Annotated in this window: 9 protein-coding genes; 3 read left to right on the top strand and 6 right to left on the bottom strand. The window is 43.3% G+C overall.

Annotation, left to right across the window (positions count from 1 at the left end):
* Positions 1–200: 200 nt before the first annotated feature.
* The 3 genes from glmU (at position 201) to glmS (ending at position 4447) form a co-directional block, all read left to right on the top strand.
* Positions 201–1559 carry a bifunctional UDP-N-acetylglucosamine diphosphorylase/glucosamine-1-phosphate N-acetyltransferase GlmU gene (glmU, locus tag QR722_RS18120; protein WP_286284387.1) on the top strand — a complete coding sequence of 453 codons (1359 nt, stop codon included), beginning with the start codon at positions 201–203 and terminating at the stop codon, positions 1557–1559.
* Between the two features lie 269 nt (positions 1560–1828).
* Complete coding sequence (locus QR722_RS18115; protein ID WP_286284386.1) at positions 1829–2605, top strand: DeoR/GlpR family DNA-binding transcription regulator; 777 nt, start codon at positions 1829–1831, stop codon at positions 2603–2605.
* A gap of 9 nt (positions 2606–2614) precedes the next feature.
* Positions 2615–4447: a glutamine--fructose-6-phosphate transaminase (isomerizing) gene (gene glmS, locus QR722_RS18110; RefSeq protein ID WP_286284385.1), complete on the top strand. Its 1833-nt coding sequence runs from the start codon at positions 2615–2617 to the stop codon at positions 4445–4447.
* 95 nt (positions 4448–4542) lie between these two features.
* Here glmS and QR722_RS18105 read toward each other — a convergent pair whose 3' ends face one another.
* From QR722_RS18105 to QR722_RS18075, 6 genes are all read right to left on the bottom strand, one after another.
* Entirely contained in the window at positions 4543–4980 is a 438-nt protein-coding gene (locus tag QR722_RS18105) for a hypothetical protein (RefSeq protein ID WP_286284384.1), read from the bottom strand.
* 9 nt (positions 4981–4989) lie between these two features.
* The gene (locus QR722_RS18100; RefSeq protein WP_286284383.1) at positions 4990–6186 is read right to left on the bottom strand and encodes a hypothetical protein; all 1197 of its coding nucleotides are present in this window, start codon (positions 6184–6186) and stop codon (positions 4990–4992) included.
* 300 nt (positions 6187–6486) lie between these two features.
* Complete coding sequence (locus tag QR722_RS18090) at positions 6487–7011, bottom strand: hypothetical protein (RefSeq protein WP_286284381.1); 525 nt, start codon at positions 7009–7011, stop codon at positions 6487–6489.
* Between the two features lie 16 nt (positions 7012–7027).
* Positions 7028–7723 (bottom strand): HupE/UreJ family protein, encoded by a 696-nt coding sequence (locus QR722_RS18085; RefSeq protein WP_286284380.1) that lies wholly within the window; start codon positions 7721–7723, stop codon positions 7028–7030.
* Positions 7713–10862 carry an efflux RND transporter permease subunit gene (locus tag QR722_RS18080; RefSeq protein WP_286284379.1) on the bottom strand — a complete coding sequence of 1050 codons (3150 nt, stop codon included), beginning with the start codon at positions 10860–10862 and terminating at the stop codon, positions 7713–7715. The genes QR722_RS18085 and QR722_RS18080 overlap by 11 nt, the downstream gene beginning before the upstream one ends.
* A gap of 9 nt (positions 10863–10871) precedes the next feature.
* The gene (locus tag QR722_RS18075) at positions 10872–12107 is read right to left on the bottom strand and encodes an efflux RND transporter periplasmic adaptor subunit (RefSeq protein ID WP_286284378.1); all 1236 of its coding nucleotides are present in this window, start codon (positions 12105–12107) and stop codon (positions 10872–10874) included.
* Between the last annotated feature and the right edge of the window lie 7 nt (positions 12108–12114).

The following is a 12114-nucleotide window of genomic DNA, read 5'->3' as shown; positions in this document are numbered from 1 at the left end:
ATTTGACTTGCGACCATCTAGTACTTCAACTTTAGTACGTTATTTGAGCGTATTTGGTTTGGCAGGGTTTAATTAAGTTTAAATGTTGAATGACTAAAGTGATTTACGACTAATAAAAATCACTGAAAACGCCTGCTTAGACTAGACCTTTTTGGCGGCTAACGTAGAATAGCCTAACTTTTTTAATTTTAGGATTTGACATGACGTTATCAGTGGTAGTGCTGGCTGCAGGAAAAGGCACACGAATGAAATCAGCGCTCCCTAAAGTGCTTCACCCTGTTGCAGACAAGCCTATGGTGCAACATATTATCGATACGGTGACCACGCTTGGTGCCAGTCAAATTCATCTCGTTTATGGCCATGGTGGTGACCAACTGAAATCAGCTTTGGCTCACAACCAATTGAATTGGTGTTTGCAAGCTGAGCAGCTAGGTACAGGGCACGCGGTGCAACAAGCGGCCCCTTTCATTAAAGACGATGAAGATGTTTTGATTTTAGTCGGTGATGCGCCACTGATAAAACCCACTACTCTGCAACAACTAATAGATGTGAAACAGCAAGCGGATTTGGCCTTACTGACGGTTGAACTTGAGGATCCAACCGGTATGGGCCGGATTGTACGTTCAGGTGATCAGGTGCAAGCGATAGTCGAGCATAAAGATGCCAGTGATGAACAACGTCAGATAAAAGAAATTAATACTGGAATGATGATCATGGGCGGGGCCGATCTTAAGCGGTGGCTGGCAGCCTTAAATAGTGACAACGCCCAAGGTGAATTTTACCTTACCGATGTGATTGAAATGGCCGCCAAAGAAGGCAAGGTTATTAAAGCATCCCATCCTGCTAGTGCTGTTGAGGTTGAAGGGATTAATAATCGTAAGCAATTGGCAATGATTGAGCGAGCTTATCAATTAGATAAAGCTCAAGAATTGTTGATGGAAGGTTTGTACCTACCGGATCCTAACCGCTTTGACTTACGCGGTGAAATTGAGTTTGGCCAAGACTGTAGTATTGATGTGAATGTGATCATCAAAGGAAAGGTCAAATTAGGTGATAATGTGGTGATTGGTGCCAACTGTATTCTAATTGATTGTGAAATTGGCAGTCATTCAGTAATTGAAGCCAATTCGATTATTGAGCAAGCACAGTTGCATCAAAACTGCACCGTAGGACCATACGGACGCCTAAGGCCAGGGGCGGTGATGCATGACAATTCCAAAGTCGGCAACTTTGTCGAGATGAAGAAATCTATTCTTGGTAAAGGCTCAAAAGCCAATCATCTTAGCTACTTGGGCGATACCCAAGTTGGTGAAGGCGCCAATATCGGTGCTGGCACTATTACGTGCAACTATGATGGAGTGAATAAGTTCAAGACTACCATTGGTGATGGAGCCTTTATCGGTTCAAATAGCTCTTTGGTTGCACCAGTAAATATCGGTAATATGGCCACAGTAGCGGCTGGCTCTGTGGTAACCAAAGATGTAGTGGATGCAGAGCTTGCCATTGCGCGGGGCAAACAGCGAAATATCGAAGGTTGGCAGCGTCCCCAGAAAAAATAATCGTTAGAAGATGCCGTTACAGCATAAGGACTGCGCCATGGCTCAGTCCTTTGCTATGTGAATTGGAGGGTGGTTCATAGGGGCAATCCCTGCTTTAACCCAAGGTGCAAAAGCTATTTTGTGCTGCACTAAGGCTTCAATCCACGCTTATGCCATTCACCGCATTCCAAACTGTGGCTAAAATATACCCAATCATGAAAAAATATACTTGCTTTTCGAAATTTAATAACTAGAATTCCTTTCGATTTGAAATTTAAGGCCTTTCGATTTTGCAGAAACGAAACACTCAACAGCGTCGCAGAGCGATTATTGAACGATTAAATGATCGTCATGAAGTGGCTGTTGATGAATTAGCCAAGCTATATTCTACTTCGGAAGTCACTATCCGTAAGGATCTCGCCGAGTTAGAGAATAATGGCTTGTTACTCCGTCGCTTCGGCGGGGCGGTATTGCTGCCTGCAGAATCTTCAGAGCTTTCAAGTGAAAAGCTTTCGAGCCGAAAGAAGGCAATCGCTGGTTTAGCCGCAACCCTTATTCAAGATCACAACCGTATTATTATCGACAGTGGCAGCACTACCTCGGCGTTACTTCCCCATCTTCCGAAAAAACTTGGGTTGGTGGTAATGACCAATTCCTTACAGGTGGCCAATGTACTCTTGGAAGGTGAAAATGAACCCCAGGTGTTAATGACCGGTGGCACTTGGGACGCACAGTCCCATTCGTTTCAGGGGCAGATGGCCGAACAAATGTTGACCGCATATAATTTCGATCAAGCTTTTTTAGGCGCGGCAGGGATTGATATCAACCGAGGTTCGACTACTTTCAATGAACTAACTTCATTGAGTCGCACTATGGCTGAAGTGTCCAAGCAAGTGATAGTGCTGGCAGAATCAGAAAAATTACAACGTAAAATACCCAATATAGAGCTGCCGTGGTCGCAGATTTCTATTTTGGTCACAGACGATGGCATCGAAGATGATGCCAAACGTCAAATCGAACAACATGGCGTAACTGTACTTTGCGCCACAACGTTAGAATCAGTTTAGGAGACAGGTATGTGTGGGATCGTAGGCGCAATAGCCGAACGTAATGTAGTAGAAATTTTGCTCGAAGGACTTAAAAGACTAGAGTATCGTGGTTACGATTCAGCAGGCGTGGCTTTGCTTGATGGTGAAGGTAACCTAACCCGTGAACGTCAGGTGGGTAAAGTGCAAGCGTTGCGTGACGCAATTGAAGCTAACCCTGTGAAAGGCTTCACCGGAATCGCTCATACCCGTTGGGCAACCCACGGCGGCGTGAATCAAAAGAACGCCCACCCACATTTTTCTGATGAGCGTATTGCGGTAGTGCACAACGGCATTATCGAAAACTACGAAAGTATCCGCACTAATTTGGTAAACAAAGGTTATGTGTTTACTTCAGACACTGACACTGAAACTATTGCTCATACCGTGCACGAAGAAATCAAAAAAGGTAAAGATTTACTCCAAGCTGTAGTCGATTCAATTAAGCAATTCCATGGTGCCTATGGTACTGCGATTATGGACAAAGAAGATGCGAACCGCGTAATTGTTGCTCGTTCAGGTAGCCCACTGGTAATTGGCTTAGGCATTGGTGAAAACTTTATTGCCTCTGATCAAATGGCTTTATTGCCGGTAACGCGCCGCTTTATGTTCCTTGAAGAAGGTGATGTTGCAGAGGTCACCCGCACCAGTGTGACGGTTTATGACAGCAACGGTGATGTGGTTGAGCGTGAAGTGTTTGATTCTGAAATCGAGCATGACGCAGGTGATAAAGCCGGTTATCGCCATTACATGTTAAAAGAGATCCACGAACAGCCAACAGTAGTGCGTAACACCCTAAAAGATCGCTTGGGCGAGCACGATTTGGTTGAAGGAATATTCGGTGCTGGCTCAGAAGAGATTCTAAAAGGCATCAAGCACGTGCAAATCATTGCTTGTGGTACCAGTTATCACTCAGGAATGACAGCACGTTATTGGCTAGAGCAGTACGCTAATGTGTCGTGTAATGTAGAAATTGCGTCTGAATTCCGTTATCGCAAATCAGTGGTTCATCCAAACAGTTTATTAGTTACTATTTCCCAATCTGGTGAAACTGCCGATACCCTTGCTGCCCTTAGATTAGCTAAGCAACAAGGTTATACGTCAAGCTTAACCATTTGTAATGTGCCGGGCTCCTCTTTAGTGCGCGAATCTGATATGGCGTTTATGACCCTTGCAGGCGCTGAAATTGGTGTTGCCTCGACCAAAGCCTTCACTACCCAGTTGACCGCCTTTTTGATGTTGACTCTAGCGCTAGGTAAATACAATGGTATGTCTGCGCTAGATAAAAAATCGATTATCGATGGACTACACAGCTTGCCAAGCAAATTGGAAGAAACGTTAAGTTTAACCGCCGGAATCGAAGATTTGGCCGAAGAGTTTGCCGACAAACATCACAGCCTGTTTTTGGGTCGTGGCGATCAATATCCGATTGCAATGGAAGGGGCGCTTAAGTTAAAAGAGATTTCCTATATCCATGCAGAAGCCTACGCCTCCGGTGAGCTAAAACATGGCCCATTGGCGCTGATAGATGATGAGATGCCGGTTATCGTTGTTGCGCCTAACAACGAATTGCTAGAGAAACTCAAATCTAACGTAGAAGAAGTGCGTGCCCGTGGCGGTATCATGTATGTGTTTGCCGACAAAAATGCCCACTTCGCCAGCGATGAAACCATGCGAGTGATCAACGTTCCTCATTGCGAAAGCCCAATAGCGCCCATCGTCTACACGATCCCGCTACAATTGTTGTCCTACTACGTGGCCGTAATAAAAGGCACCGACGTAGACCAACCACGTAACCTAGCTAAATCCGTTACGGTTGAGTGATGAGGTAAGGGCCGTAAGGCCCTGTTGTGGTATTCAAATAATGTTGGAACTTCTCAAATAAAGATGGAAATTCTTAAATAAAGTTGGAAACTGGCTTAAACTTTTAAAACCCGCTTTTGAGCGGGTTTTTCGTATGACTGTTTTATTTGAGAGAATTCAATCTCAAAATTGTCACCGTCCCATAAGATTATTTTTCCAATCCAATCTTTTTTGGGATGGAACGTATTGCCGAGATTGGTGGCAGCCCCCCCCCCTGACGCAACAATTTCTGGTTTCTTTGTTTTAGCAATAATCGCCCTCACTGGCAGGTTGCCTTTATCGGCCAATGTAATATTACGAATAAACTCCGTATTACCTGCTCCTTGCCATCGAGAAACTCTGTTGACATATGTCATTGTGTTTTTACTTCGTTTCTCAAAAAATTGTTCCCAAAGGCTTGCGACCAACTCTCCATTTTCGGTGATTGCAGAGACCGACCATTGGACGTTTGTTTGAGTAGCTTTAAAAAAACTGAATGCTTCAGAAATTAACATTTTCATCATTTACCTTGCGATCAGCGTATTTAAAAAATCAGATATCTCAGCGAAATCAGAAGAGACTTGTATTCGATAGGCTGCGCCAAATGGCTCATTCGATTCAAGTTCCGGGCAATCTCCAACGTTATCAAACAACTTATAATTAGAACTTGAGATATAGCGGGTGGATTTTCCAACACTAATGCTGATATTGTCCGAAGTGTCTATTGTCTTATCGACTTTCAAAGCTAAATCGGGGTGGATAACCACCACCATCTGACCTTTAGTTAATCCTGTTTTTCTGCTGATGTAACAAAGAATATTGCTGTTATTGAAGACAGCTAACTCTTTTGAAGATCTCTTTGTTACTGACCCTGTTGTCAATCCTAAGGTTTCAATAATTTTATGTAATTTTCGTTCATTATGATCCGAAATAAACCCATCTGCTGAAGTTAGGTTATTTCCCGACTTTGCTGCTTTGGGTAACGTTTTACTTGGTGCTTTTTTACCTGGTTTCATTTTTGTCTCTATAGAAGTAGTACTAGATTTCAGTAGTACTTGGTTTTCAGCAGATGATGAGTTTGGGGACAAATTTGGCACAGCATTAAACAGAGCTGTTTTCAATTGCTTGGCATTCAATGCATATGACTGATATTTGGGCTTAGCTTTTAAGATAGCTTCAAATTCCTCTTCAGAACTACAAAATAACTCTCGTTGCTGAAAGTTTTGTGCAAAATGAGGGAAGTTTAAGACTATTTTCCCTTGAGATTCTAGGTATTCCTTAATGGTTTGCCCGTTTAGATAGATACCATTTATTGCTTCCCAACTTGGTTGGCCAAATAACGCTATAAACCGAATTGAAAGATATTTATTTAGGTCATTTAAAAACTTGTTTTTTATACAATACACAGCCTCTTCTGATTTTAAAATGTCAGGCGCTTTATAGAGATAAGCGCTTTTGCGCTTTAAACAACATTTAACGAGTGATGTTGTAAAAATAGCTTCTGAATCATTGATATCACCAGAGAGATCAATACCAATCGAATTAGCAAAACCATGAGCACTCAGCATTTTTTTTATTACATTTTGCGCTCCAGCAAAAGCAGCCTGTTTTGCCGCTTCTTCAATCGACGTTGTTTTAAGTAATTTCGCAAATTCAGTGGATTGACTGCCCGGTGTTATACCAACCACCGCAATAATTGGCGCAGATGGTCGATTACCCAATGGAGAAAATATAAGCTCTCCATCAGCTGTTGATTTAAGGATCAGATCCTTGTCCTCAAAACGAGATAGATCGAGATTGAGTCCTGTTGCCTGACAACAGTATTGTTAATTTTCCAACTTCAAAGCCAAATTCCTTGAATGTCATTTTTGGTATCGACTTGTTAACAATATTAACCGCAGCCTGCCCACTAATAATTCCGTGATCGCTATGCGCTATAGCGTTACTGCAGATCATCACACTGCAAAACGCTAAGACAGATAGTAGTTTTTTCATTCTTTCTCCAATTATTGTTATTTTGCTTATTGTTTAAGGCCAATCACTTCATACTGACCTTTCACCATGAGTTGCACAGCGACGGGTTTGGCTGATTCATTTTTCCAATACCAGCCATGAGAACCATAAAAGGGCGCAGTAAAGCTGCCTTTCATTTCACTTAGGCTTGCAATGGCATAGCTTTCAAAATAGCCACTGGTATCGCCCTGCGGCTCTCCGTGTAAATCAAAATACAGCGAATCACCATCGGTCAGCCATTCATAAGTCATTTTGTCATATTGTTGCATACTGAATTTATACTCAACTCCCCGCATGGGAGGTACTATAACCTCAATAATCTGGAATTCATCCGTTCCAATTTGTACTGGTATATTTGGAGTTTCAGCTTCAGATGTTGTGGCGAGTACCGTTAAGCCTAGCTTGTGCCCAATACCTGTGGGATCAATGTTGTACTCAGCAGGCAAAATGAGGGTAACCAAAGCTACGATAGCGACTAGGATGGCTGATGCTGCAGCTTTTATGAGTGTCTTACTACTTACAATGTGTTGCATTTTCTTCTCTTTCTAATTAATTTATGACAAAACCAGCGAGCTGATAACCCATGAGCATCAGCCCACTACTCATCAATAAAGTATTGGTTAGGGTGGAAAACCTTTGGAAGGATGGAAGTTTTCGCCAAGCATTAATGGCAATGAGAATAAAAACCAGTGCCGCGAATTGTCCCAACTCCACTCCTATATTGAATGCGATCAAGTTAGTAATTAGGCCTTCATTGGGAAGCTGGAACTCCTGCAATTTTGTCGCTAGACCAAAACCGTGGAACAGCCCGAAAATCAGCACTGCCCATTGAGTATTCGGTTGCCAATTAAAACAACGTTTAAAGCCACCTAGATTATCAAAGCCTTTGTACACCACCGACAGGCCAATGATTGCATCAATTAAATAAGCATTGACCTGAATATCGCTTAATACCCCCAACAACAAAGTTGCACTGTGACCAATAGTAAACATGGTGACATACAATAATACGTCACGACTTTTGTATAGGAAGAAGATCACTCCAACCAGAAACAACAAGTGGTCATAACCGGTGATCATGTGCTTAGCACCAATGTACAAGAAAGGTATAAATTGAACGCCCGTATTCTGCTGCAAAAAAGCACGGGTGTTATCATCTACACCATGAGCAACTACATCGCTGCTTAAGCCCATCAAGCACAACGAGAAAGTAACTAAGCTAAATTTCAGTAAATTAGCTAGCATTAGATGACCCCAACAACTCAGACTTAGCCAAAATTGCTTCCGTTTCTTTATGTAAAATACGATATAACGCAGGTATGACAAACAGAGTTAATAGGGTTGATGAAATAATTCCCCCAATAACCACGGTAGCCAATGGACGTTGTACTTCAGAGCCTATCCCCGTATTAAGTGCCATTGGTATAAACCCAAGTGCGGCAACCAAGGCAGTGGTCAATACTGGTCGTAGACGGGTTGTAGCCCCTTCAAAGATGGCTTGGTTCAGCGAGACATTATCTTTACGAAGTTCGCGTATGAAAGATACCATGACCAGTCCGTTCAAAATGGCAATACCGGATAAAGCAATAAATCCAACAGCAGCTGAAATCGAGAACGGAATATCTCGCAGCATCAAGGCGGCAATCCCCCCGGTTAGCGCCAATGGCACGCCGGCAAATATAATCATGGCGTCTTTAAATGAACCCAGTGCTAATACAAGCAAACCAATGATCATAACTAACGTTATTGGTACCACAACACTGAGTCGCTGCGATGCTGATTGTAACTTTTGATAGGTGCCACCGTACTCCACCCAATTGCCTGCTGGCACATCAACATTGTCGCCAATAGCTTGTTGAACATCCGCTACAAAACTCCCTAAATCACGTCCTCTGACGTTTGCAGTAACCACTATTCGGCGTTTTCCGTTTTCACGGTTTATTTGGTTAGCACCATCAACCAAATTTAGCGTGGCGAGTTCTTGTAGTGGTACGGCATGACCATCAGGTAATTGAATAGGTAAATAAGCCAGTCCATCTAAATCTGTTCGCAAGTCTTCAGCCAAGCGAACAACGATGTCGGAGCGAATATCTCCTTGGTAAAACTTACCTGCTACAGTACCGCCCATTGCAGTGGCTAATTGTGTCTGTATCGCAGCTTTGCTTATGCCGTACTGAGCAAGCTTTTCAAGCTTGGGTTCAATACTCAACATGGGCAATCCGGTCGTTCGCTCTACTTGGATGTCGGCAATACCCGTCACGTTACTTATCGCAGACTCAATCTCTGCTCCTAACGATGTTAAAGTGTCAAAATCATCACCAAATACCTTTATGGCAAGTTCTGCACGAACCCCTGCTAGGATTTCATTAAAACGCATTTGTATCGGTTGCAGGAATTCATATCGATTACCCGGAACTGGGGCAACCATAGCCGCTAATTCTTCCACCACTTGCTCTTTAGATTTATTAGGATCAGGCCACTGCTCACGTGGTTTAAGAATAATGAAGTTATCTGCCACACTTGGCGGAACAGCATCTGTTGCTACATCTGCTGTGCCTATTTTTGCAAAAACACGTTCTACTTCCGGCATCTGCTTAATTTTTTCTTCTAATACCTCTTGCAATACAATGGCCTGACTCAGTGATGTCCCCGGTATCCGTAAAGCATGCATCGCTATGTCGCCTTCATCTAAATTTGGCGCAAACTCACTACCTAAACGTGTCGCCTGAAATCCAAATATGATGACCAGTAGACTCGCCGCAATTACTATTAACCATCGACCTTTAAGCACCCAAGTAAGCGCAGGTTGATAAATAGCAGTTGCACCTCGAATGATAAAATTATGTTTTTCTTGCACTGGCTTTTTGAAAAGCAAAGCAATCATGGCAGGCACAAAGGTAATTGATAAAAACATGGCGCTAAGTAAGGCGATCACTACCGTTATTGCCATTGGATGAAACATTTTACCTTCAACGCCTTCGAGGGCAAAAATAGGCAAATATACAGCCGTTATGATGAGTACACCGAATAACGCAGGCCGAATAACTTCCCGTGTTGCGTCAAATACCAACTCCAAACGTTCTTTTAATGGCAAAGTGTGGTTTGCTGAACCGGCCTGACTCAAACGACGTAAGCAGTTTTCAACAATGATAATGGCACCATCAACTAGCAAGCCAAAATCAAGTGCCCCTAGGCTCATAAGATTGGCGCTGACATTGCTCTTCACCATACCAGTAATAGTCATCAGCATGGCGAAAGGGATGACAAGTGCTGTAAGAAACGCCGCCCTGAAATTACCCAATAATACAAACAATACAACGATGACTAACAATGCACCTTCAAGCAGGTTGGTCTGGACGGTGTGTAATGTTTTATCTACTAACTTAGTGCGGTCATATACAGCGGTTGCAACAATCCCCTCAGGTAAGGTGTTATTAATTTCCGTAAGCTTTTCGCCAACTGCATTTGCAACGGTACGGCTATTTTCGCCAATAAGCATGAATACTGTGCTCATCACCACTTCGCGACCATTTTGTGTCGCAGCCCCGTTTCTAAGTCCCTTACCGTTACTGATATCAGCAACATCCTTGATCCGTATTGACGCACCACTATTACTGCGCAAGGGGATTTGACCTACACCTTCCAAGTCTTCAATCTGACCGGGCATGCGTAATAACCATTGAGCACCGTTTTGTTCGATAAAACCTGCTCCCTGATTACTGTTATTTTGTTCAATTGCTGTAATTACATCCGCCTGCGTCAACCCATAGGCCAGTAATTTGTCAGGCTTAAAACCCACTAATATTTCTCGCTCATAACCGCCGATCGGGTTAACTTCCACAACGCCCGGTACACGCATTAATTGTGGGCGAATAGTCCAGTCATGCACGGTACGTAAATCCATTGGTGTGACTGGGGTGCCATCATCGTTGGTTGCGCCCGGCTCTGCATCCACGGTAAACATGAATATCTCGCCCAAACCTGTTGCTATAGGGCCAAGTTGAGGCTCTAGTCCAGAAGGTAATTCAGCACGAGCAGCAGACAAGCGTTCGTTGACTAACTGGCGAGCAAAATAAACATCAGTGTCATCATCAAAGATGGCGATAACTTGTGACAGTCCATAGCGAGACACCGAACGCGTGTAAGCAAGTCCAGGTAATCCTGCTAGGGCATTTTCCAAGGGAAAGGTCACTCGTTGTTCTATTTCCAGCGGTGTATAACCTGCGGCCTCAGTGTTTATCATGACTTGTACATTGGTAATATCAGGCACTGCATCGATAGGGAGTTTAGTGAAATTCCATATCCCAAGGCCTGCAAAACTCAATACCATTACCATAATGAGCAAGTTCCGCTTTATGGAAAAGCGTAAAATCGATTCTAACATTACGTGCTCCTAGTGGTCGTGGGATGCGCCAGACTTTTCAATGTCGGCTTTTAGAATGTAACTATTTTCGCTAACGTACTCAGTGCCCTGATCTAAGCCACCTAATACTTCAATCCACTCTTTATCCTGACGGCCTAACTCCAGCATCCGTACTTCATATTGCTCACCTACTTTGGCATACACCACAGTGAAATCACGGAAGGCCTGTAAACCAGTACGCTTAACAGCTAGCGGCACATTAATAGTAGCGATTTCAATCGCAGCGTTAACAAAACTGCCTGATGTTAACCGTCTTTTTTCATCGTCAACATATACCCACACCAGCCTAGCTTGGTCGTCTCGTACCGCCGGTTCGATATAGGCGATGTTGCCACTAAAAGCCGAACTATAACCGTCGATATTCAAGGTAACAGGTACGCCTACTGACACCTTTTGGTAGTCAATGGAGTAGACGGCTAGCTGTGCGATATAGCGTGAAGTGTCGGTAATAATTAGTAAGGTGCGTCCGCCAGTTTGTTCTCCGGCATTTGCGTGTTGTGCAGTAATAAGTCCATCTGAGGGAGAGGTAATTTGGAATGACTTCAAGCTCTCGTTACTTTCAACGGTAAATAACAATTGCCCCTTTTTAACTTTATCGCCTTGTTTTACGTGGAGCTGTTTGATTTCGCCTTCAAATCTCGCTTTGATAATACGATTCGCACCGGGTGGTAATATTAATGTACCGTATGCGGGAATAGTTTGGTGAAGTGTGACCGCGCTAGCAATATCGGTTTTAATTTCCATAGCATTAGCAACTGCCTGCTCAATGGTGGTGCGTCCTTCGAAATTGTCATATTCCCAGCGATGGGTTTTCCCCTGATGCTTGGCGGTTATCGTCACCACAAAGGAATGTGGCTCGTAAATCACCATATCACCGCGCAATAAATCATTTTGTTTAATGAACTGAATATCATCCACTATGCCCCCAAGTCGGGTGAGCTTTATATTAAGATCAACTTTATCTGGTGATACCGCTTCTCCTTTATATGTTACCCAAACTCGAAACTCTGGCGGGACACCAGTTTCAAAAATAGCTAACTCTATCGCAAATTCATCGTCACGCAACATGCGTCCACGATGGGGACCTTTTTCGGGCTCGGCCTGTTCATTCGCAGGGCTTGATTCTGCTAATGCAGGTAGTGATGATAAAAAAGTTAGCCCCAATAAACAGGCTGTAATTACTGAAATGATGTTTTTGTTTTTCATAAAATTT

It is taken from the genome of Aliiglaciecola sp. LCG003, assembly GCF_030316135.1.
In the GTDB taxonomy this organism is placed as follows: domain Bacteria; phylum Pseudomonadota; class Gammaproteobacteria; order Enterobacterales; family Alteromonadaceae; genus Aliiglaciecola.
The sequence above is the reverse complement of the archived record's forward strand: the minus strand, read 5'-3'. Positions and strand labels throughout refer to the sequence as shown.

Excerpts from the sequence above, each read along its gene's own strand:
- QR722_RS18085 (WP_286284380.1), bottom strand. The coding sequence starts at position 7,723 with ATGCTAGCTAATTTACTGAAATTTAGCTTAGTTACTTTCTCGTTGTGC.
- QR722_RS18090 (WP_286284381.1), bottom strand. The coding sequence starts at position 7,011 with ATGCAACACATTGTAAGTAGTAAGACACTCATAAAAGCTGCAGCATCA.
- QR722_RS18105 (WP_286284384.1), bottom strand. The coding sequence starts at position 4,980 with ATGTTAATTTCTGAAGCATTCAGTTTTTTTAAAGCTACTCAAACAAAC.
- QR722_RS18080 (WP_286284379.1), bottom strand. The coding sequence starts at position 10,862 with ATGTTAGAATCGATTTTACGCTTTTCCATAAAGCGGAACTTGCTCATT.
- QR722_RS18075 (WP_286284378.1), bottom strand. The coding sequence starts at position 12,107 with ATGAAAAACAAAAACATCATTTCAGTAATTACAGCCTGTTTATTGGGG.
- glmU (WP_286284387.1), top strand. The coding sequence starts at position 201 with ATGACGTTATCAGTGGTAGTGCTGGCTGCAGGAAAAGGCACACGAATG.
- glmS (WP_286284385.1), top strand. The coding sequence starts at position 2,615 with ATGTGTGGGATCGTAGGCGCAATAGCCGAACGTAATGTAGTAGAAATT.